Annotated in this window: 24 protein-coding genes; 2 read left to right on the top strand and 22 right to left on the bottom strand. The window is 48.7% G+C overall.

Annotated elements, in window-relative coordinates; genetic code table 11:
• The first annotated feature begins 754 nt into the window (after nucleotides 1-754).
• Together FE782_RS28775 and FE782_RS28770 are read left to right on the top strand one after the other, a co-directional pair.
• On the top strand, nucleotides 755-1,735 hold the full coding sequence (locus FE782_RS28775; RefSeq protein ID WP_138197800.1) for a tyrosine-type recombinase/integrase: 981 nt from the start codon (nucleotides 755-757) through the stop codon (nucleotides 1,733-1,735).
• Nucleotides 1,732-2,703 (top strand): tyrosine-type recombinase/integrase, encoded by a 972-nt coding sequence (locus FE782_RS28770; protein ID WP_138197799.1) that lies wholly within the window; start codon nucleotides 1,732-1,734, stop codon nucleotides 2,701-2,703. Before FE782_RS28775 ends, FE782_RS28770 begins: the two co-directional genes overlap by 4 nt.
• An 85-nt stretch (nucleotides 2,704-2,788) precedes the next feature.
• On the opposite strand, the gene FE782_RS28765 is transcribed toward FE782_RS28770, so the two are convergent.
• The 22 genes from FE782_RS28765 to FE782_RS28660 form a co-directional block, all read right to left on the bottom strand.
• A complete protein-coding gene (locus tag FE782_RS28765; RefSeq protein WP_138197798.1) occupies nucleotides 2,789-3,808 on the bottom strand; it encodes a tyrosine-type recombinase/integrase in 1,020 nt (339 codons plus the stop codon).
• A 340-nt stretch (nucleotides 3,809-4,148) separates the two neighbouring features.
• Nucleotides 4,149-4,403 (bottom strand): hypothetical protein, encoded by a 255-nt coding sequence (locus FE782_RS28760; RefSeq protein ID WP_138197797.1) that lies wholly within the window; start codon nucleotides 4,401-4,403, stop codon nucleotides 4,149-4,151.
• A 32-nt stretch (nucleotides 4,404-4,435) separates the two neighbouring features.
• Nucleotides 4,436-4,810, bottom strand: a complete 375-nt coding sequence (locus tag FE782_RS28755; protein ID WP_238392702.1) for a hypothetical protein — start codon at nucleotides 4,808-4,810, stop codon at nucleotides 4,436-4,438.
• 24 nt (nucleotides 4,811-4,834) lie between these two features.
• Nucleotides 4,835-5,326: a DUF6036 family nucleotidyltransferase gene (locus FE782_RS28750; RefSeq protein WP_138197795.1), complete on the bottom strand. Its 492-nt coding sequence runs from the start codon at nucleotides 5,324-5,326 to the stop codon at nucleotides 4,835-4,837.
• Nucleotides 5,327-5,591: 265 nt separating this feature from the next.
• Complete coding sequence (locus tag FE782_RS28745) at nucleotides 5,592-5,807, bottom strand: gamma-glutamylcyclotransferase (RefSeq protein WP_138197794.1); 216 nt, start codon at nucleotides 5,805-5,807, stop codon at nucleotides 5,592-5,594.
• Nucleotides 5,808-5,908: 101 nt separating this feature from the next.
• The gene (locus FE782_RS28740; protein WP_138197793.1) at nucleotides 5,909-6,208 is read right to left on the bottom strand and encodes a DUF7678 domain-containing protein; all 300 of its coding nucleotides are present in this window, start codon (nucleotides 6,206-6,208) and stop codon (nucleotides 5,909-5,911) included.
• A 125-nt stretch (nucleotides 6,209-6,333) separates the two neighbouring features.
• Nucleotides 6,334-6,660, bottom strand: coding sequence for a hypothetical protein (locus FE782_RS28735; RefSeq protein ID WP_138197792.1), 327 nt, complete (start codon nucleotides 6,658-6,660; stop codon nucleotides 6,334-6,336).
• 91 nt (nucleotides 6,661-6,751) lie between these two features.
• A complete protein-coding gene (locus FE782_RS28730; protein WP_138197791.1) occupies nucleotides 6,752-7,054 on the bottom strand; it encodes a DUF7678 domain-containing protein in 303 nt (100 codons plus the stop codon).
• Between the two features lie 268 nt (nucleotides 7,055-7,322).
• The gene (locus tag FE782_RS28725; protein ID WP_138197790.1) at nucleotides 7,323-7,724 is read right to left on the bottom strand and encodes a DUF4259 domain-containing protein; all 402 of its coding nucleotides are present in this window, start codon (nucleotides 7,722-7,724) and stop codon (nucleotides 7,323-7,325) included.
• A complete protein-coding gene (locus FE782_RS28720; RefSeq protein WP_138197789.1) occupies nucleotides 7,687-7,881 on the bottom strand; it encodes a hypothetical protein in 195 nt (64 codons plus the stop codon). The genes FE782_RS28725 and FE782_RS28720 overlap by 38 nt, the downstream gene beginning before the upstream one ends.
• Before the next feature lie 21 nt (nucleotides 7,882-7,902).
• Nucleotides 7,903-8,178, bottom strand: coding sequence for a hypothetical protein (locus FE782_RS28715; RefSeq protein ID WP_138197788.1), 276 nt, complete (start codon nucleotides 8,176-8,178; stop codon nucleotides 7,903-7,905).
• A gap of 81 nt (nucleotides 8,179-8,259) precedes the next feature.
• Complete coding sequence (locus FE782_RS28710) at nucleotides 8,260-12,069, bottom strand: DUF5704 domain-containing protein (RefSeq protein ID WP_238392701.1); 3,810 nt, start codon at nucleotides 12,067-12,069, stop codon at nucleotides 8,260-8,262.
• A 7-nt stretch (nucleotides 12,070-12,076) separates the two neighbouring features.
• Nucleotides 12,077-13,189 (bottom strand): copper amine oxidase N-terminal domain-containing protein, encoded by a 1,113-nt coding sequence (locus FE782_RS28705; RefSeq protein WP_138197787.1) that lies wholly within the window; start codon nucleotides 13,187-13,189, stop codon nucleotides 12,077-12,079.
• A gap of 113 nt (nucleotides 13,190-13,302) precedes the next feature.
• The gene (locus FE782_RS28700; protein ID WP_138197786.1) at nucleotides 13,303-14,283 is read right to left on the bottom strand and encodes a hypothetical protein; all 981 of its coding nucleotides are present in this window, start codon (nucleotides 14,281-14,283) and stop codon (nucleotides 13,303-13,305) included.
• On the bottom strand, nucleotides 14,270-14,818 hold the full coding sequence (locus FE782_RS28695) for a hypothetical protein (protein ID WP_138197785.1): 549 nt from the start codon (nucleotides 14,816-14,818) through the stop codon (nucleotides 14,270-14,272). Before FE782_RS28695 ends, FE782_RS28700 begins: the two co-directional genes overlap by 14 nt.
• Before the next feature lie 12 nt (nucleotides 14,819-14,830).
• Nucleotides 14,831-15,220: a hypothetical protein gene (locus FE782_RS28690; RefSeq protein WP_138197784.1), complete on the bottom strand. Its 390-nt coding sequence runs from the start codon at nucleotides 15,218-15,220 to the stop codon at nucleotides 14,831-14,833.
• Between the two features lie 67 nt (nucleotides 15,221-15,287).
• Nucleotides 15,288-15,767: an ABC transporter permease gene (locus tag FE782_RS28685; protein ID WP_138197783.1), complete on the bottom strand. Its 480-nt coding sequence runs from the start codon at nucleotides 15,765-15,767 to the stop codon at nucleotides 15,288-15,290.
• A 20-nt stretch (nucleotides 15,768-15,787) separates the two neighbouring features.
• Entirely contained in the window at nucleotides 15,788-17,860 is a 2,073-nt protein-coding gene (locus tag FE782_RS28680) for a hypothetical protein (RefSeq protein WP_138197782.1), read from the bottom strand.
• On the bottom strand, nucleotides 17,853-19,721 hold the full coding sequence (locus tag FE782_RS28675) for an ATPase, T2SS/T4P/T4SS family (RefSeq protein ID WP_138197781.1): 1,869 nt from the start codon (nucleotides 19,719-19,721) through the stop codon (nucleotides 17,853-17,855). The genes FE782_RS28680 and FE782_RS28675 overlap by 8 nt, the downstream gene beginning before the upstream one ends.
• Nucleotides 19,722-19,724: 3 nt before the next feature.
• On the bottom strand, nucleotides 19,725-20,561 hold the full coding sequence (locus FE782_RS28670; protein ID WP_138197780.1) for a hypothetical protein: 837 nt from the start codon (nucleotides 20,559-20,561) through the stop codon (nucleotides 19,725-19,727).
• A complete protein-coding gene (locus FE782_RS28665; RefSeq protein ID WP_138197779.1) occupies nucleotides 20,551-21,276 on the bottom strand; it encodes a hypothetical protein in 726 nt (241 codons plus the stop codon). Before FE782_RS28665 ends, FE782_RS28670 begins: the two co-directional genes overlap by 11 nt.
• 11 nt (nucleotides 21,277-21,287) lie before the next feature.
• Nucleotides 21,288-22,430, bottom strand: coding sequence for an SAF domain-containing protein (locus FE782_RS28660; RefSeq protein WP_138197778.1), 1,143 nt, complete (start codon nucleotides 22,428-22,430; stop codon nucleotides 21,288-21,290).
• Nucleotides 22,431-22,483 lie beyond the last annotated feature (53 nt).

The following is a 22,483-nucleotide window of genomic DNA, read 5'->3' as shown; positions in this document are numbered from 1 at the left end:
TGTCGTACCGATTCATTGTCTCTCGTCCCCTCGTCAGCTTTCATTTTATTTCATACGAGGGTGTTTTTCGACTGCATTTTTATCGTAGCACTCCAAATTCCAATAACTTCACCATTCGCTTGGCGATTCCTTACTTCCCCCTCCTCGTCCCCTACTGTAAGCATTCGCTGTATTGCAAATGTGTCTGAATTCAATTTAGTTACTGGATCCCTTTTATTTAATCACCGCGAAGCGAATAACAGCGTCAGCCATTCTTTAACCTACCCTCGCCTCATGCCGTGAGAACTCGCTGTTCTGCAAAAGGAATTAAGTAGCGCTAATGGCTAAGTAACTAGTCTTTGTTCTGAATTCACTTTTACGCGAAGCGAAATAAGTAATCCATTAGATTTGGTGTTAGGCATTCTCTTCTTTTCCCGGTTATTTCGCTTAACGTCTCTCGCATTCGCGAGCTCCCGTAGGGAGTTGTCCGCAGCACCGGCTTCATTGAGATCCCTTCTGCGGACCGAGGGCGTCAGCCCGATGCGTGAATGCGGTGTTATACGAGGGGAAAGGAGGAAATAAAAAACCTCCAAAATGCCAAAAATCCTTATGCATCAAGGGTTTCAAGGGTTTGAAGAACCTAACCGACAAGGCGCAAATAACCCGATTTTTTTGCAGAGTAATACGCAATCGTATATCGGAAAGTAATACGCGCCCCCATCACTCCATCGCATAACTTTGTTCCGCGCATTACCTCCAAGGGAGGCAATGCACAATGATCAGCAATCCAAATCAGCTAAACGAAGACAACCATCCAACTGTTTCATTTAAAAATGCCGTCAACTTCTTTTTGCAAGATTGCAAAGTCCGTAACTTAACGAAAGAGACCCTCCGCCGTTATCGCAACGGGCTTAAAAAGTTCCATCACGTTCTCGAAGTAAGTAACAAGGATATGACTACTCTAACCGCGTTGGACTTAACCCACCGCATCATTCCTGGCATGTTCGATGAAGGATTGGCGCTTCGAACGGTGAACTGCAACATCTGTATTCTGAAAGAGTTTTTTAAATTTCTTGCAACTGAAGGCTGGATGGAAACGAACATAGTAGCCGATTTGAAACCGTTTAAGGTTCTGCAATCTTCGACACATACCTTTACGGAAGGGCATTTGCAGCGATTATTTTCTCAACCGGACCGCTCCACCTTCACCGGATACCGCAATTACATCATGATGCTAGTTTTATTCGATACCGGCATCCGTTTGAAGGAACTGACGAACCTCCGGGTGACGGATATTGACTTTGAAGAGCAAACGATCCGCATTCTACAGGGCAAAGGACGAAAACATCGTATCGTGCCCATTCAACGTACCTGCGTCTTACAATTAAATCATTACTTGCAGGAACGTGGAAAGCTGGAACACGACCGTCTTTGGGTGAATTTGGACAACCAGCCGTTTGAAGATTCAGGTATCCGGGTGATGATCTCCAGGTATTGCAAAGCGGCGGAAATCCAAGGTGTTCAATGTTCCTGCCACACGTTTCGCCATACCTTTGCAAAACAGTATTTGTTAAACGGCGGCGATATGTTTACACTGAAAAACATTTTGGGGCATGAACGGATGGAAACTACTGAGTACTACGTGGAGCTTTTTTCCCGCGACATGCAAATCCAGCACGAAAAGTTCAGCCCGGTCGAACATCTGGCTGATGAATTTCCCTCCTCCATCGACGAAAGCGGGGTGAGCCAGCAATGAATACGAAACGCAGGCAAAATGCTCTGACCCATGCGGATATATCCAGTTCCGCTAAGCAGCAACTGAGTCTCGACGATTTGCTTAACTCTTTTATTCTCGATTGCAAGGCGAAAAACCTTTCAGCACTCACTCTCCGATTTTACAAAGATAGCGTACAACAGATGAAAGATGCTTTTCAGGATCAGGAAATACCGCTTGACATTTACGCTGTGACTTCCCGCGAAATCAAAAATTATTTTGTCGCCCATATGATGGACCAAGGGAAGTCAGACAATACCGTGAACGGCAGAATCAAGGGGGTCAAGCAGTTTTTCAAATATTTGTTAACGGAAGGCTGGTTGACGCAAAATATCGCGGACGATCTTCACGTCGTCAAGGCCGAAAAGCTGATGATTCAAACCTTTACCAAAGAGCAGGTGGCGGAGCTGCTGGAGAAACCGGACCGCAAAACGTTTACCGGATTCCGGGACTATACGATGATGATGGTCCTTTTTGAAACAGGCATGCGGATTAGCGAACTATGCAGCTTGAAGATCGGTGACCTCTTCTTCAAAGAGCAGGAGATTCGAATTACGAAGGGAAAAGGGGGAAGAGCCCGCCGCGTACCGTTTCAGCAAACATGCGCAAAAATCGTCCGTAAATATCTGGACGTTCGCGGCGACCTAGAAACGGACGCACTGTTCGTCAATATCAATAACCATCCGATCAGCGTTCGGGCTTTGCAGGAGAAAATGCAAACCTACGGTAAAGCGGCGAGCATTCAAGGGGTACGGGTATCGCCCCATACGTTCCGCCACACCATGGCGAAGTTTTATATTCTCAACGGCGGCGACCCCTTCACCTTGCGACGCATTTTAGGTCACGCCACACTGGACATGGTAGAATACTATATCGAACTATTCAGCAGCGATATCAAGAACCAGCATAAAAAATTCAGCCCGGTCGAAAATATGAGGCGAATTATTTGATTAAAATACAGAGCGGAGGCCAAGGCTTCCGCTTCTTACTAATTCCGCCAGCTTCAAGCATGCGATTGCATGAAGCAGACCTTTCTCATAGCAATCGATTCCGGTGTAAGTTTTGCATCGGGGACGACTTGGTGTGTTTCGCTTTCATTTCCGGACGCCACAGGTTCACGTATTTCTTGACCATATCCTGTGAGGTATGACCCAAGATATCCTGCAAACTGTACGGATCGCCGTCATTCATGATGTACATTTTAGCGAATGTGTGACGCAGCGTATGCGGGCTTACCCGGACATTTTCTATCCCGGCTTTCTTCCCGTAAATCCGTAAATTCTCCTGAAACGTACGGATGCTGAGCGGTCGGCCGTCTAACGTCACAAAAAGATGCTGCGACTTGATTTCGCCCCTCGCCTTGATATAGCGCATCATGGTTTTGCGTACCTCATCACAAAACGGAACATCGCGCGGCTTTTTGCTTTTCCCTATGACGCCGAGAAGCTGAGCTTCCTTAATATCAATTTGATTCATTTTCAGCCTACCAGTTTCCCCAATCCGCAGGCCTGTATCGAGAATCAGGGACAACATCGCGTAATCCCGGAAACCCGTGAACGTTGTCTGATCCGGCTGCTGCAACAGAGCAACCACCTGCTCCTCCGTAAAGGACGGAATCGCCGGGTGATGGCCTCTCCTTGTTTTCAAATGCACAGCCGGATTGTCTGCTTTCCACCCTTCCTCATGCAAGAACGTAAAAAACCGCTTGATTGCCTTGAGCCGGTTGTTGACAGTGTTGAGTGCGTATTTCTTCTTTTCGACCATATACAGGATAAATTTGTTCCTTAACACCTCTGTGGTCACGTCGTAAATATCGGCCTCGATCTCTTGTTCGTGCAAGATGCGCCGGTAGCATTCCAGACTGTTTTGTTCAAACTTGATCGTATGCTCGGACGACGTTTCCGCTCGGCGGGCTTGAATAAACAGTTTTACAGCCTCCTGCCAGGTCAGCCGGTATCCAGAGCTGGCTAATACTCCGGAATCATACAATTCGTTACTGCGTCGTTTGTGAGCGGTGTCGTTTTGGCGAAATATCGGTACCACATTTCCACTCATCGTTTTTCCCTCCATTTGAATTATTTTAGTATTCGTTAACTTTTCATTGAAGAGGAGCTTAATATTAATAAATTTCCTTTTTTAGCAACGAACATCTTGCCTGCCACCCCACCTACCCGACATCCGATTTTTTCGGGTCGTTACAGTTGCGGCAGGAAAGGCAATGATCGTGTCCTTTGTAAATTCGAACAAAGATCTCCGGATTAATTCGGATGGTTTTGCCACATCGTAAACAAGTAAACGAAATTCTTAACACCCGTATCATCACCTTATTTCAGGAAACAGCAAAACCGCCCCAAAGGGACGGCCCTATATTTCCGGATGAATTTTGTTTTTTCAGTTATTGAACCAACAAAAGCAAGGTTTGACCTTGCTCCGATGTGACCAGCTTTCCATGATCGTCGCACCATTGCTCGTTTTTTCGGACAAAATCCGTGACACGTGACCGGATGTATACCAAGTCTCCTTTTCCGAGCGTAATCTTTGTGCCTAGGTAATCTTCCGCATCAGCCTTAGCCCGTTCAATGGGATAAGATCCCTCCAAGATGCAGTAAAGCATATGTTCCAGAACATCCTTCTTATCGACTGGAGCCAAGGTATTTTCCTCCTTCATTGAACCGATAACGGTTACGCTCTGGAAAGTGTATTCGCCGTAACAAACAAATTCCGGATCTTAAACTCGATCGGGCTTTCGGCGAGCAGGACAAGCCGAAGGTTGCCTTTGGTCTCAAGCCAGAAATGCGGTTCTTTCATTATATATTGATCGCGATGAACCCATGCTGGGCACTGGGCATCATAGTCGTTGCTCAGCTTATGCACCATCGCAGCCAGAAAAGGCAGCATATAATCGGGAAATCCAAGATGACCTTCCGGTTCCCGTTCCACCATCAATTGCCGCTGCTCATTTGAAGCCCGATAAAATTCATCCAGAAAATTGCCGCAATGAATAGCAAACTGTTCGACATCGTTGCTGCTCCAATGAGCAATATCCCATACCGTCATGTTCATTCCTTCTTTCCTATTACCTTAACGAGAAAGCAGTTCCTCCAGCAGATAAGCAGTTTTGGGCAACACTCTGCTTTGTGGATAAAACTTTTCGAGAATAGCCAGTGCCTGCTCCACCGTTTTAATGTTTAAATACCGCAGTAAAAACCGCATATCGTCCACATCCTTGCTCTCGTACGTGCGCGCGGCCATGCTTTTCATCGCTAGCATGTATTCTGGCGAAGCGGCGAAAATATCCAGGTTGCTCATTTTTTGGAACAACCGTACATCATGACAATGTGAGACAAAGCCTTTCACCGCATTATTCAGCCAATCCGAAGGCAGGCGATGCTCGTCTGCGATGTTTTTAATGATCGTATAAAGCTCCGTCGTCGGTGCAAAGATGGCGTCCACGTCCTTGGTGCTGTCCCGGCTCTGAAACACCAGACACATAACCGCTCCGCCGAATAAACAAATTTCGCCGCGCATCTGTTTCTGCTTCAACTGTTCGTTGATTTGTTCCAAGTAATTCATAATCTTCGACCTGCTTAACAATAGAATCTACTCCCTTCATTATATAGGTTCATGATGGTTTTCAAAAGCTTTTTGCCGGTCCTTTCCCTTTTGCTGCACGTCGCCCCCGACGTTGCCTCGTGTGCCGCATCGAAGCGAAAATCGGGGTAAGGTACGACTCATGCAAATAACCCGCCAAAAGGCGGGTTATTTGCAGCAATATGCGATTCTCTCATTTCTAACGTTGCGATTCACCTTCCGAATTGGTACTTCCCAGCTAAAACGATTATCTCAAATCCGGTGGTAGACCTATTCCGGAATAGTTGCCATCACCACGCCTGACCGCTTCCCTCTCGGCTTGCCGCGCTCGCACATAGTCGGGGTGAGCTTCTTCTTTTTTCTTGCAATCCAAGCAGATGGTGTCCGAATTGAACATGCTCATCGTTCGGACAGTCAATTTCTTGCCGCATCGGTCGCAATTCGCTTTTTGAAAGAAATCCATTGCGTGTTCTCCCTCCATTTTTCCGTTGTATTTTTAAAGCTATAGAAATAGATTGCATTCTTCTGCTGTCCTATTGCGTATTCGTCTCGCAAGTTTGCTTCCTATCGTTGCCGCTCCACTGCCCAATCTATTTGCTTCCCATCAATCTGACGGACGGCTTGTTCCACTACAGCACGCAGCGCTCCTGTCGAAGGAACGCTGTCCCATCCCCGACTGTAAGAAAGCTCGCAATGCCCCAAACTGAACAAGCCACTTTTACTAATATAAAACTGTACTATACGTCCTTCAGCAATCCCCTGCTTAGATGGATGCTCCAACACCTGTGCATGTATTTTGTAACCATTGATTTCACCTGCATAGCACATTCCTAATCCCCACGAGCACGTAGATGTCATCGCCATAGAAGCGTTCCTCCTTTCATGGCACCATTCGTTTTAACATCACTCCACCAGAAATCACTGCTTTTTCAGGCAGAAAAAATACCCGTCCATGGAACGGGCCTGCATACGTATGAGATTCATTCGAGTTAATGGGGCGGCTCCTCTTTATTGAATCGTTCATCAGCAGGAATCTGGTCGATTAATTCATCCAAACTGGCATACATCTGAAATCCATCCAAAAACCCGCGCACATATAATTCTTCTTTCTCCTTAGACTCCTGAAGACTCATGCACTCTTCCCATTCCACAAACTGGCGATGCTGTTCGTCAGAAAATGATTCACGGAGCTTGTCAAACAATTCGCCTGCTTGCTTCCATGCCTCCCTGTGCCTCGGATGCACATGCATGCGCTGACCAAGTATATCGATTCGTTTGCTAATTGCCGCTTTTAACCATGGAGGTACACCATCCACACCGATTTCTCCCTTCCTCGGAAAGTGTGTCTACTGTAACTCTGCTGCGCCCGGTGTGGCAAGTCGTTTCTCGCGGATGCTAGGATTCTTTTTATCTCCGTTCTTCAAACGCCCAGTCAATGGCTTTTCCGTCAAAATGACGGATCGTTTTTTCCACTACAGCACGTATACGGCGATCGCTTGGCGGACCTCCGTCCCAGCCTCGGTCATAGTTGGTCAGATTGCTGTTGAATCCCACTGCCCGATCCGGATATACCGCCAATCGGCTAATCCGTCCCTCAGCAATTCCGTATGTGGACGGCTCTGAAAAAACCTGCACCTGAACAAAATAGCCATCCACGTCACCTTCAAATCTCCTGCCCATAAACCATGAACCCTTATCTTGAAATGACATATTCATCTCTCCCCAAATGAAAGGACACGATCGCTTTTCCCGATCTTGTCCCTCTTAATCGTATGGCTGATTTTCTTTCTCTTTGCCGCACTTGTCGCATTTCACCGTACACGAGCGGGGATAATTCAGTTTTTCCATTCCGGTCAAATGTTTCGGATATTCCTCGATTTTTACTACGAGTAAGAGACCTTCGCACGAACATATGAACATGCCTTACTCACTTCCTTTCCGTATCAGCGCTTCACTTCTTCCTTATTGCGAGTCGAGGCTAAAATCGCAGCAGTTTTTGCTTGAACACTTCCAACTCTCGAATCCGCTTGTCTGGATTGACCCAAGATCCGATCTCCTTTCGCTCCGCAATCATGACCAGCGCCCGCCGCTTGATCTCCGGCTGCAGCTTGTTTTGTTCCATCTGTAAGGCAGCAAGAGCCAAAACAACGGAAACATCGTTCATCGGATCGGGAAAGTCCTCCATGCATCGCTTCGTCACTTCCTCCATCGGAAGTCCTTCCCGGCTGTGCCTCCGAAACCGATCCCGAATATCCAACGCATCGTCATTCTCAAAAATCCCGTAGCCCCATGCGCCTATGACAACCCTCCCCCTTCTGATAACAAAACGTCCTACCGCTAACCTATGATTCGATGCCCATACACCGGCCAATTGAGACACCGTTCATTTTGCCGTAAACAGCCTCGCTTTCCATGTTGTTAAACAGTGTTAGGCAGTCATCAATTTTTGCTGTATGCTGCGCTCCATTGGAGGAAAAGGAAATCTCGATGCCATCATACGCTTTCTTCACTTTTCGTTTAAATTCTTGATATGTCATGGCTTCATTCCCTCCTTCCTTCTATTTGGATTTTCGGGAATAGAAAAGCGGCGACCCTTCCTTCAACTCCGACACGCCTTTCATTTTCATAAAAGCCGCCAGATCTCCTTCGTATACCTGGCTTGTGACACCTCGCTGATCCCGGATGTAATAGATCATATCGCCGAATCCATTCTTTTTCTTGTCGATCAGTTCCAAGGACGGCAAGATTTCCCCCTCCTCCATCCATGCGTTTGCGTAGCAGGCGGACGGTTGAATTGGAAAGAGACAGCCGCCGCCTGATGTTAATGCGTACATTCACATTCCTCCATGAACACGAAAAGGACTCCCAAAGGAGTCCTTTTCGTGTGAAATGATTGAACGATGAGAAAGCCGAAGTTAATGTGTTCCGCCCGTGCCGAAGTCATCGTAAGAAGACAGGTTTGCATGATAAAACACGATGTCTCCATCCTTCAACTGAAAGGTCATACCGTACGGATCAGTGAAGCTACGCTGAAATCCTTCCATTTGCCATTGGTTGTTCAACGGCGCATTGATGTACTGTAAATGCGGGTTGTTCACGTCCTGATTACGGATCGTCTCTATATTGAAATTAACAATAATATATCCGTCCTTCAGGAAAACCGGGGACTTGTCATCCAGTCGATTCGTGCGTCCATACTCTGCCAAATTAGTCCCTTTCGGTACGACATATGGCGCTGCGGGCAAACTGTATTCCCCATACCATTGTTGAACCGAAGCATTTGCCCGCGCCGCGTTCACGCCAGACGGCACATTCATGTTCCCGATAAACGTCCGAAGCTGCTGCGGTAAGAGCAAAATGTCGTACCCCCCGATGTACGTTTGCTTCTTGGCATTTTTCAGATATTGATCGATATACGTCTGCTTTGTACCGGAACCTCCGTTTAAGCTCCACAACGAACCTGCCGTGTTGACCATTTCCTGTTGTGGTACATTACGCAGCCGGGCATCGAGCGTCACGTACCTTTTTTCGACATCGTCGCTGGAGCCGATCCGGATGAACTTCTTCGTGCTCGTGTGATAATAAAGATCAACCTGTTGGCGGTTCTTGCCTTTGGCATCCACGAAGTAGAACGTTGGCGTAATCTTGATGCCGTCCTTGGATCCAAACATGTTTCCCTTCGTCTTGAGATCGAACTTGAAATGATAGCCTGTCTTGACCGCGATATTTTTCATGCCCTGATTTGGATTGCTACCCTGCCGAACCGGCAGTACAAACGGGGCGCTATTGCCGCGCGCCGCACCGTCAATCCCTTTTGCACCGACCCAATAGTGCTTACCGGTCGGTATCGCACTGCCTTTTTGCGTCCTGAATACCGTTTCCCAACTATAGTCGGCGATGTCGGTAATGCGGAAATCATAGAGACGGCCGACCACTTCCACCGGAATGACCAGCGTGGCAACGTGGTTGCTTATCTCCAGATTGGCGTTCATCTGTGTACCGAATGATGCCGGTGGGCTGTTTTCCGCGAAGGTGCGGAACAGCACATCGTAATTGCCCTCGTCTACCCATACAGGCAGGAAAAAGGTCGTCGTCGTTTGCGTAACCGGAAGCGAAATCCACGTCTCCTTCGGATAAAAGGTCGATTTGTCGTTGCTGTACGTATCAAACGGGAACCATACCTGCTTGTCTTTCGTGTACTTCACATAATCCCGGTTGCCATACCCTGTGATATCCCGATGCGGGCCGCTAGTTGGTACAGTCACGGTAAATGGCCGATCCAAAATGAAAGCCGAGCGACCCGCGCTCGGCTTTGTCTTTTGATTATGGGCTTGATCGTCCGAAACGGAAGCAGTGTTGACGATCGGCGTATGCACGGTCACGGCATTGATACCGTTGATCGGATAGGACTTGTTCTCTCCCCCATTGATGCCTTTCACCAGCGTATAAAAAATCGTTCCGGAGCTGGCTTGATTTGCTTTGTTCGTTTTGACGGAATCGATTAGGTATCCTTTGCCGTATAGCACATCCTGCTCAATCGTGGTCGGAGCCGGAATCGCACCCGGTGCCGGCGCCTTTTCCTCCACCGTTCGATTGTCCATTACTGTCATCCCGTTAAAGACAACCGAATCGTTTTTTACTTTGATCTTGCCGATTGCCCTTTCCGCTTCGCTTTTCCAATCCTCATTCGGAACGGACGGACGGCTGGAGCCACCGGAAATCGTTTGGCCGGGCAACGTTATGTTGGTATACACCGGATGGGTAATATGCGAATCCAGCGATGCTTCATGCACGGCGGATACGTTCGGCGGTGTATAGCCGTTCGACTGCAACGTGACCGTTCCCGAAGGCAGCGCATAGTTGGCGAACGTGGCTTTTTGAAGGCCATACACTTCGAGATTTTGGATTTGCCAATAGCTGTACTTGCGTTCAATCGAATAACTCTTGGCTACGGTCTGCGTATCCGAACGGGGTACGTAAACGGTCGTCGGATTGCCTTCCGCATCCGGAGGTCCGGATCGCGTTTCCGTCCACGTTAGCGTATACGTTTTGCTCACTTGAATTGGATATTGTTTTGTCCCGGACATTTCCGTAAATTCATTCCGATACAGATACCCTTTGGACGAAGCGTTCACATACAAGCTCTCGGAAGTAGGAATGCCTTTGACGACATCGAACTTCTCTGCTCCGCGTAGATCGGCCTTAATGACGCCTGCTACATTCGGATCCATGACTTCAGCTTGTTGCGTCGTTCCTCCGGTCGGTGTATCCCCGCCATTCGAAGTTTGCACCGTGTGGTCAGACGTCGAATCACCTATGTTTCCATCCACATCTTTGACCACCACCGTAATGTTCACCGTGACACTGGAAGAAGAACCGATTGGGATACGGATCGGAACCGATTTCGCAGCAGATGTACCGCTTAACGTGCCGGTCCGGTCAGCGGACTGGATCAACGAAGCGTTTTGGATGCTCGTGATCTCATACGTTTTTAGATTGGTCAATGCTTTCGCATCAAACAAAAAATCCCCGTTCACTTCGGTCGTCGTTCCGCTCACCTGTGTAGGTGCCTCAATGCGGGAAGTGACGGTTACCGAGGAGGGGATTTTATAAATACCAACAAAATTGGAGCCGCCCGAAGCAACCGTGATCGATCGTTCTCGGAGCTTCGGATCCGCTTTTTCCTGAACAAACCTTTTGGTATTCGGGTCATTCGTGTCCGTAATATAAGAACGGATAATTTCATAGGTTTTCCCACCCGAAACAAGTTGGGCCTCAAAAGTGTGTGTCGCTTCGGCTCCAGTTGCAAACTTGCCCTTATCGACTTCCTTCAGCTTCGTACCGTCTTCTTTCTGGTAAATTGCCTTCACCGGGTTGTCCTGCTCTTTATATTCGGCGATAATGTTCACTCCGCTCAAATAGACGCTGATGTGCCGATCAAGCAGATTAGATTCCCCTATTTCACGCACAAACTTTTTGTCACTGAGATTATGTTTGGATACGATATACGATCGCACAATCTCATAAGTCTTTCCGCCCACTTCAATTTTCTGATCAAACGTGTGTTCAATCTCGACTCCCGCCTTATAATCACCCTTATGAAAGGAGCAGGCCGGATCAGAGATGATGGTACCCGTTTCCGTTTTACATACGACATCGACCGGAAAATCCGGGCTATCGTAGGTCACCGGAATGCCGAAATAATCGTCCAAATCGTCCGGATGCGCCCACGATTGCGCCTTTTTGATCCCGTCCAACGTGTAATATGGACCTCCGATTTGACTCCCGTTTTGGGTGACGATCATGATTGCATACAAATACAGTTGATCATTTTGCTGAATGCCTTCCAAATCATTATCGGTTAATGCCTTTGTTACTCTTGTTTCCGAAACTTCAAACGAAGTCGTTAATGGCTCTCCTGGAACAGGTGGGTTTGGATACTGGTCAATTTGGGTCAGCCCCTCGATAACTGCTGACCCACTCCCAGTCGGATCACAGTGTTTCCCTGATGAATTAACCATACAGACACTGTCTCTGCGAATAGTCCACCCCGTTGTTTTATATCTAATGCCGCTTGTCGCCGCCGTACTGGTTACATCGAATTTGATTTTCCCTTCTTTTATTCGGACTGCCGGTACTTCAGCATGAGCAATAAAGGAAAAAACGTCCAATAAAAAGAAGCATGCCAGCAGCATGCTCACAATTTTTTTTATGTGTTTATTCATGGTTTCTCTACCCTGCCTTTTTCATGATATAATTTCGGAACAAACTTGCTTGAGGATCAACTCTCAAAGTTTTTCCCCAATTTCCTCCTACATTTGTAGACAAATATACGTCTGTGTAACCTTCATACCAAATACTTTTCTCTAATTGTAAATCATCGGGAAACCATGTGTCATAAACCAGTTTTTCATTTTTCTTAAACCCATTAAATTTGATTCTAAATTTTGAGCGCACGTGATACCCGCCAAACCCATCGTCATAAATCATGGATGGCTCCGGATCAAGGAATCCTTCCATCTGGATCTGGTTTTCCTTTACCCAATCAACATATCGTTTAATATATTTCAGTTCACTTCCGTTTAGCTGTACCTTGTTTACAAACAACTCATCCGCCCAACTGTAATCAATCGTACGGTAATCGGCATTGAGCCACACAGCGCCAAATGACTTTAGACGTTCCATCCAAATATCAATGTTCTCTTTCTTGAATTCAGGTATAGACGTATAAAGTTCAGAAGCAACCTTACTTTCTGCAGGATCTGGATGTGAATGAGGCCGTTTCATTTCATACATCTCATTCGGCACATCTGCCAAAATGTACGGATAGTCGGTCGCATTTTTCGGCAAATCGGTCGTGCGAATCAAGCGACCCCATTCATCGTATTTCGCAACGGCATCTTCTTTTGTTGTGATAAATACAGTCGATATCGACGCATCCCATTTCACATCCGCTCCCAACACTTCACTGACAAACCGCAAGGGTACAAACGTCCGCTCCTTTTGCATAATGGCTTTCGTATCAAAGGTAACTTCTTCACCGTTCACAAGCGCTTTGCTAGATCCGACAGTCAGCAGAATCTGCTGACTGTCTCGCTCAATCGGAACCGTCATCGTCTTCGATTCCCAGCCGACCTTCGCCTTCATTTTTTCGGCGACAAAGCGCACTGGAACCAGTGTCCGGTTGTTGTCATCGACGAACGCCTGCGCATCGGGAAACCAGATTTTGTAACCATCCATCACCACACTGACGAAAGTCGGTGCAGTCGCCGCCGCATTGGAGATACCAGCCACAAGACCAAATAGCATGATAGCAGCCAAACTTGCACCCATCCATTTCTTCAATTGAATCAACTCCTTCGACATGATTTTTGAGAAATTCAGGAAGTTCACAATTGTTTACTCCATCATATAATCACCTGTCCAACCTGTCCACTCCTTCATGAAAGCGTTGCGAGTTATGTCGTATTCCTGCAACTGATCGGGATATATCCTTTTTGCGCAGCGGCTTTTTCGCTCTCGAATGTTTCTTCAACCGGATATGAAAACGGACAGGTGTTGCGGTAGTACACTTTCATGCCGTCCTTGATCGCCCCAACAATGATCGGCTTTTTCTGCACTCTACTACCGCCTAACGCATAGTTGTTATACACTTTGCTCCCCATCGGAATCCCCTGAATGAAGGCCAATACTCCGGTATCATTGATCGTGTTGTTCCACTCCTCTTGGCTGATCGCCGGCAGCATAAACGTATAGGACACACCCGTCCGCATCGCATACTCATTATGGCGATTGATCCGATAGGTCAGTTCGTTCTGAATCGCATTTACAATCGTATTTCGTCGCACCTGCTCGAATAACTGCGGATCGTGAAGGAGCGGAATCACTGTTGTCTGTTGAATCTCCGTCCTAAAACCCTCCTGCCATTCACCGCTACCCGCTTCATAAGCTGTCACATAGTCATCCAGCGTGAACGAAAGGCTATTGCCCTGTGTGTCGGCATACGCATAAGGCTTCATCGGACTCCACACGGGCCGTATCTTCGTTTCACCGGCCGTGTTCGAAAATTCTTCTTCGGCATACACATAAAAACCATCATATCCAATAACCGCCACCGCCGGAATGTATCGATTCAACACGCCCTGCGAGATCGGATCATCCCAAATGCCAAAATTCAAATACAGCGTACGGTAAAATGTCGCGATAGCTTCCTCCTTGTTCACCCGTACCCTTTTCCCCGAATCGTACTGCGCTTCCTTCTGTTGGTTCATATTCGTAAGCAACGCCTGTGCCGCATCATCTACTGCTGTATCTAGCACCGCATCATAGCGAAGCTCCGTAATCATCATCCGACGCTGCGTTTCGGTATCCAGCCGATTGATGACAAAGAACGGCAGCAGAATTAATACCCCTACGATTGCCCAGTTAACCATCTTCATTGCGCACAACGCCTCCGTAGGGAAAAAAGATTTTTTCATGTGGACTACTGGCATTATTCAGAAAATCGTGGAGGATCGTCCCATTCGTTCGGTTCGTGTTTTTCACTACCACATGAAAAGTATCGCCCACCGCCAGTTTATACCGGCGCGTCGGATCGTCTTTACCCGCCGCCGTATTCGGAAACAGCACCGGCAACATTTGCACGTTATAAAATGTTTCATAGTGAATAACGTACGCATCCCGGAACGTCTCAGGGCGCGTTGGGTCGTCATACACCGGATCATATCGTTTTTGCCCATGCTCCATTTGAATGTCAAACGTGTTGCCGGTCGCATGCAATCCCTGCACAAAGTCATTGTACATCGTGGGAGAAATGTAGCCTTTATCCCGCACCGCATCCACAAATGTGGTCACCGCCCGAAGCACGACCAGCTCCGAGACATCATCCTGATTATCAAACGCAGCGGAGATCGGGAAGATATATAAAAGAAGAATCGCCATGATTATCGCAAACACCTTTGAAATACTGTTCATCGCACACCCCTTTCACAGCGAGTTGAACCTAATCCGCTGCAATTCTCCTTGCGGTCCTCGCTCGTAAACCGGCCTATACATACCGTTTGTCCGAATACCCGAAACAATGACTTCCTCCCGTTCAAGCTGTGGCGTAAGCACGATACCATCCACAACAATCTCCACCCCGATTTCTTCAATATGAGCGATTGATTGAAGCACCTCCGCTCCGGTGACGTTGCCGTCCCCTGCCAGTGGAGATAACGTCGAGTGAACACTGCGATCCGCCAATTGGTTAGCGCCATAAGCGACATCAAGTGAAGCGGCTCCGCTCTGAAACAACAGCAAGCCTATGGTCACAGCGGCCACAAACATTAGACAAGCAAAACTCATGTCGATCATCGACCGAACCGAGTACCCCATCTAATGACCTCCCTTCATAAGAAGGACATACCCACCGTTAAACGGGTAGGGCATGTCCACATTCTGATTACTGTTGACGGAACACGATACCTCGAATGACGTTGCTGCTGTCTTTCACAAGCTGTGCCCGGAATTTGCCGCTCGGATTCACGTAGTCGATATCCGCTTCATCAAGTATTTGGACCAGCGTTCCCGGAGCCGGCCCTACAACCGAACCATACGTGATGCTATCAACCGGAACGCCCGTATTGATTACCTTGCCATACCACTGTCCAGCCGGATTTTTCCCCGTTACAATTTGAATGCCGAATTGGTCCTGATCGGAAAACTTGCGCAGCGCATTGACCGCCTGGCTTCCCGACACTAGCGTATTGTCATAGACGGTAAAGGCCGTTTGCGACAGCTCCGTTTGGATGTTGCTGAAATTGCTTTGCGCCGCTTTGGTCGATTCCTGGGCAGAAATAAACATGACTACGGCAAGTGTGATCAGCGCGATGGCGAGGAAAATACCCGCTGCCATCACCAGCGCTTTTTGAGCATTACTCATCGTACATCAAACTCCTTTGGTTATTGGATTTTTTGAATTTGCTCATAATACACCGACATTTGATTCAGGCTGACATAGACGAGCGGAAAGACGAGGTAACAAAAAATGAGGGACATCATCGGCGCAAAACCGATCATTTTCCCCCATCCCGCTTTCGTTTCAATCAACCTTTCGTAATCCTGTTTGCGCTGTTCTTGCGCAAAGGTTTGCTCGGATTCCAGATCGTCGAACGCCTGACGGATCGGAATTTTCTCTACGGCCAGTTGCAGCTTTTCCACCGTTCGGACAAAAGGCAAAAACGGTGCTTCTTCTTTCAATTGCTCCAACGCCTGTTCCGCTCCATGTTCGTAATGCAGAATGCAGTGCTGAATCGGTTCCTTGAAAATAAAGGCGAACCGCTCCATCCACTCCAGCAGATGTTCAACTGACATCCGATCCATTTCCGACAGCATGGCAATTACGGAATGAAACTGATCGACTTCATGCTTCATCTCCATATTCCGCATCCGGCGCTGAAACAGCAGCAAGCCAGCCGGCGCATAGTAGCCACCTAAGCCGATCAACAAGGCCAGCATCACCTCCCACCATTTGAGATATTCGCCGTTTAACGCTTCGAGTTTCTGCACCATGCGCTTCGCGGCGGCGTGAAGCTGCGCCTCATTCTGCGTAAGCAGCGGATCTTTTCGCAACTCGGTTATGACGGCCTCGGAAAGTCTTTTTTTCACCCCCTTCACATCTGCGATAATCCTGCGATCAAGCGCCGCCGCTTCCTTCGCTTTCGCTTCATCCTCCGCTGACAAACGGCCGAACATCGTGTCCGGCTTTACCGGCGCATGAAGAATCTGGTGTCTCGTGACACCATGAAGCGTCACAAACAAACCCAGCGTGAGTGAAAACGCCACGATGCTGATGGTCACGCGCTGCACAAAAAACCACTCCAATCGGAGCGGCGAGTTCGTTTCTTTGAGCAGCATCGCGCTGCGGGCGGCTTCCCGCGTGCCAGGCTCTGGTGCTATCCGGTCCATGACCCGGCGTACCCGCGGCAGATCGTAAACTCGCTGTTCCCACGGCTTTCGCCGCCGTACCTTTCGTTCTCCGTCCAATTCCTGCATCTTGCGGAGCAACACATACGAGCCGAGAATGATCAGCAAGATTACGATTTTCGTGATCCAGCCCAGCTTACTTGCGTAAAAATCGTCCATCGCCGGAAAGTAACGGCTAGCCCAGTTTTCGATCGGCTTAGTGAAGAGAATCGGGATGAGCGCGATGGCGGTCAATCCTTGCAGCAAATAGCTGAGTTTCTCCCGCCGCAAAATATCCAAATTCAACTCGGTCGTCAATCGTCCGAGCGCATGCAAGTATAACGAGCCATTCTGCAGCGTTTTGTCCCCATACTCCTTGACAAGGTGCGACAATCCAGCCAGCCCTTTGAGAAAACGTTTCGGCGCGACCTCATAATATTGCTCCAGCTTTTCTTCCGGATCGCTGGCAGTCAGTACGGCATACACTTCATGCCCATGCAGTGCCATTTCATACGGTGCGGCTTCTGCCGCATCGTAGATCGCTTCCTCCACCATACCGTGCCTGTGGTAGTGATGCCGGACATCGGCAAAAAAGTGACGTAGCTGACGGAGCAGCCGATTTTCCAGACGATGGACAAACGCATCTGCAATCATGCCATGACCGACCCAGATGCCGATTATGATCATAAGCAAAGTCATCGGATCGCGGGCGAACAAGAACAGCGGTACAGCAGCGATCAGCAGCGCCCCCCATGCAACGAGCGCGATTTTGATGATTTCCAACCGCAGCTTCCACTCGTCGTAGGTATGCAGTGCCGACAATCGTTTACGGATCGTCGTCAAGTAGTCTCGAAGCAGAGGAACCCGTTCCCACACGACATACACTCGTTGCAAGAGACTATACAGGGCCTGTTTGCTGGTGGCTCTACCAGGGAGCCGCAGCTCTTCATATTCCCGAATGGAACCGATTCCCGTATTTTTGCGGGACAGCCATTTGAAAAGGATCACAGCGACGAGAAAAAACACGACCGCTCCGCCAAACAAGCCCAACAGCATTGTTTTACTATCCATTCCGTTCCCCCCAGTTCGCCGTGAGATAAGCCGCGAACGCTGCGCGATCCGCATCGGATAGATGCTCTTGCATCTCTTGCACGTTTTGATCCGAAACCGGATGCGCCGCCACATACCGTCCATCGTGGAATTCAATCACATTCCGCGCTGCATACAGGACCCGATCGGTGGAGCGCCGGAAATATTCGGTGGCCGTTTCCATAAACGCAACCACCTTTTCCTCCAACTTTTCGGACTGCCGATAAAGCACGGGATAATCCATCTCCTGATCGAGCGGCACACATTCGGTAATGCGCTCAATATAGCGGCTGCCGTTGACATCTCGTTTTAAATGAATGTCAAAATTGATGACGCTGATCACCTGTTGCTCTGCCACCTTTTCGTTCGTAAACACTCCCGTTTTTAATAGCGAATTCCTGAGCGAATATACCAAATCGCGAAACGTTTTAGCATGGTGGGTGAAAAGTGTGAAAAGTGAAGCAACTTGCGCCATCTGGATCATCCAAGCCGCAACCGGATCGGTCGCCACCTCGCCAAGGATATTCACGGTGCCATCCGTCTTTTTCTGTATATCCAAGCCATCCTGTCCGGAGATCGTTTCTGTCTCGCGGAAGCTCAAAATATTGCGATCCTTATAGATTTTTCGCAGATGAAGCTCGAAACTCATCTCCTGTACTCGAATCGGGAAGGTAGCCGAAATGAATTTGACCATTGCCATAAGAAGTGTTGTTTTTCCGCTGCCCTGCGCCCCAGTGACGGCGGTGATCCTTGCACCCTTAACGAGATAAGCGATTAGTTCGATGGGAAGTTGGGCGTTCTCGTCTTGAATGAGTTGCTCCAGCGTCGCGCTTTGCACATCGAATTTCCGTACAAAAAAGGCCCAAGATTCGGAAAAGCGGGGACGCAGTACAACAACGCGCGATCCGTCCGCCATTTCGTTGACCTTAAAGCCATTCGCCTCCGACAACTGGCCGGGATAGTTATATTTGTAAATATTCTGACTGACCCGTTTCAGTTCTTGCTCCGTTCCAAACGAGAGGAAGGCAAGGTGTATCGACTTCCCTCGGTAGAAAATCCACACACTGTCGTGGGACTTCGGGACTTCACGCAGTAACGAATCGGATTGAAATTCCCATTCGCCTTCCCATACCGAAGGCGGTATTCCCGAAACGCCGCCCGACACGCCATCGATCTTCATGTCGCGGATTTCGTCCACTACACTAAATCCTTTGTATTGCTGATAAATACGCTGAACCACGATATGCAGCTTGTCCTCGAAATGCAGCCGCCGCGATTCCTTCTTATAAATCTCATGAATCTCCTCAGTGGTAATTCGGTACGATTCGGTTTTCCCGTCCTCAATCCCGAGCTTGGGTCGATCCAGATCATATTTTCGAATCAACTCACTCAATCCATTCTGCCGGTATCGTTTCTTATACTGGTACAGCAGAATGTCAAACTGATCCTGGGGCGAAAGCTCGTACGGCTCATCAAATGGGAGAATCCGATTGATGCTCGTTTCATCCAATTGGTAGGATTGCAGCAAGAAATCATATAAAAACTGCTTCACATACGCCTTGTCCCGCGTATCCCCGGACGTGCAACCGCGCAGCGCTTTTTTCAACTCCGCTCGCTTGTGTTTTCGACGACGGAATGCCTCTTCCGATAAGCCCAGATCGTACAAGTTGCTGCTCGTTAAATCGTGCAGCGTCTGTTTCACGTACGCGGTCATCGCCTCAATCGTATAGGCTCGTTCCTCCGTCTGCTTTTCCAGCTTTCGCCCGCTCATGCGGAAATAGAGCAGCGCACCGGCCAGCAGCACAAGCACAAGAATTAGTAGCCAGTTGAACACATAGAGCATCCTTTATCCCCCCTTTCCACCGAAAGACGGCTTATTCAATCCGGCTTGTTCGATAATTGCCTGTGCCAGTGTGTGAACGCTCTGCATGAAAATATAATTTTCATGGTCACGCGGTACGCTGCGATTGCGAAACAGAAAATCGATCGCGCCACCTTCCTGTGACGCGTCCATAAAGCCTGCATGGTGCGGAATCGGATAGATCGGGACATTCACCTTATACTTCCGCGCGATATTTTTGGCTGTATAGGCGGAGTGCCGGTCGTACTGACCGAGAATAAAAAGCTGTTTTTTGCCCTTCTGCACTTCCTCTTGTTGTTGAAAAAACCGCTCCAGTACGGTACGGTTCTGATTCAGGCTGATCACCACCAGATCAGCGTTTTGCAGCAGTGCCTGCGTCCATCCCGACCCCATGCCGCTTCCCGCATCAATCAGCGTCAGGTCATAATAACGCTTGGCCGTATCAAGCAACGGATACAGTACCTCCTTCATGCCGGGGATAAACGCTTTGTCCGCCTTGTTCGAACCGTGCAACAGATCGAGCCGATCCTTCAAAAGCGGCAAGGTATAGTCCCGGATCATCTCCGCTGTCAGCTTGCGGTTTTGAGTCAACCGCACTAGTGCATCGATGCCGGAGTCGGCAGCAAAAGCAAGCTCGTCTCCCGTTTGCGTTCGCCGCTTGATAAAAGCCTGTTCGATGGCAGCTCGGCGGCTTTGCACAGACCCAAGCAAGAGCAATCGGGAGGAATAGTCCAGACCAAGCAGCGTGGTGACAGCGATCAAATTCGTTGTGGTACCGGTCTGCCCCGGCACCGGACTCCAAAAAACAACACTATGTCCCACGGCGATCCCTCCTTACCCGTTTCCACGCCGTTTTAACGGTTCGTTCATCCAAATCGAACAGTTGCTTTGACATGGACAACACCGTCCGGATGTAGGCTCCAGAAAGCTTTTTCACGTCGATGCGACAATGATGCTGATTATCAATTTTTGTCGAAATGTCCCGCTCGTCAAAAGGAATACGAAATACCGGATTCAGCCACTGAATGGGATTCGACGCTATCTGTGAATCGATATACGCCTCGGTAATTGTAGCCTGCACGGACGGGTACAGCAGCTTTAAAAACGGCAGCGGCTGCGCAGCGGATTCCGCCAAACACAGCCGCTGCATCAGTTTAGCATTTTTTTGCAAAGCCAGCTTCTCCAAGCTGTTGCACCAGACGCAATGAGTAAACGTTGACAAGTCCCGACCTTTCACAAACTCGGTATGATCCGTATCGAGCAGCATCACATCGTAATCGGGCCACTTGCCTTCCGATTGCTTCATGTAGCGATCCAACTGGGTAAACGTAATGAACCCAGCCGAGACATCCAATCCTTCAAACTCGGTCACGTACGCGCTCGGCCGTTCACCCGAAAGCGGGAGATACCCCTGAACCGACTGCGCCAACGTCGAATCGACGAGCAGCACCTTTTGTCCTGCGGCAACCAACAGCTTACCGAGCGTCAGCAACAGATGGCTTTTGTCCGGCGCACCAAAAAAGACAATATTTTTCATCGCTGCCTCCTTCATGAAGCCGGGCCGTTGGCAGATGACTGGTCGAATATATCGTCCAGTGTGCCTCTCTGCAGCGGCTTTCCACCCGGCGTCGATTCGCCCGAATCATTCACGGCATCGGGCACAGGTGATTGTTTATCCGGCATCGGCGAAGGCGATGTATTGGAGGGTACAGACTCCGTTTGGGTGGTTGGTTTCGGAGCGGCTTGTCCATTTTTTCCGTTTGGCTGTTGCTCCGCTTGTTGTTGAACTGTTTGTCGCATCGCATTGTTTTGCTGGGTCGTGATGCGTTCATTTTGCAGTTGCTGCTGCACGGTGACAGCGCCGCTAACCACCCGCATTTTATCTGCGTCGCTCATCGCTTTCAGGTTGTTGTCCAAAACGGTGCGAAGCTGACGGGCGAGTGCGGATTTTGCTTCTTCCAACACATTGGGATCGCGTTCCATCAGGTCAAGCACCTTCGGATTTGATGGATAATTGGCAATGGCAGCCTCTTGTATACCCGGATCGACATAGGTGAGCGCGTACAGCTTTGCACCTTGCAAATACGCATCGATGATCGCGCTGGACGCCATCAGGATTTCCTTTTCATTCATCTCGACCCAGACAATGGTGCCAGCCACTTCTCGGACTTTCTTTTTGGCAAGAATGATATAATCTTCGCCTGTCGGAAAGTTAATGCGTACATCGACAAATTGGCTTTTTTGCAAATTCGTCGGCAATTGGATCACGTTAAATTCCTGAAATCGCAGATCCCTTGGGATCGGCTTGTCCTCAAACAGCATCGAAGCGACGAGCGGTGTATTCGGCTGTAAGTCAATTTTTGTGATTTTGCCGACCGCTGCGCTTTGCTCCTTTATGCTGCCGGATGCGACCAAGGCTATAGACACCTCCACGGACTTGACATCGCCCGCTTGCAATGTCGTTCCTGCGAGAAGGCTCCGGCTGACCACAAGAATTCGTGTTTTTGCGGCCTGCTCCATGGTTTGTAGTTCCTCGATTTTCTTTTCATAATGAGCTTGAAGCTCCTCACGCAGCTGTTCCTGCTCTGCTTGCTGGTGCAAGAAAAAGACACATGTGGCAAGCAGCATAATAAAAACCAAACCAATCGCCGAGATCACGACCGGTTTGCGGTAGCGGTACATAAAAGACATCGCTACATTTCCCCTCTCGATAAGATAAAGCGGCAGAAAAGCTACCGCCTTTC

The organism is Paenibacillus antri, assembly GCF_005765165.1.
In the GTDB taxonomy this organism is placed as follows: domain Bacteria; phylum Bacillota; class Bacilli; order Paenibacillales; family YIM-B00363; genus Paenibacillus_AE; species Paenibacillus_AE antri.
Note: the sequence above shows the minus strand (reverse complement) of the source record. Positions and strands in the feature narration are given on the sequence as shown.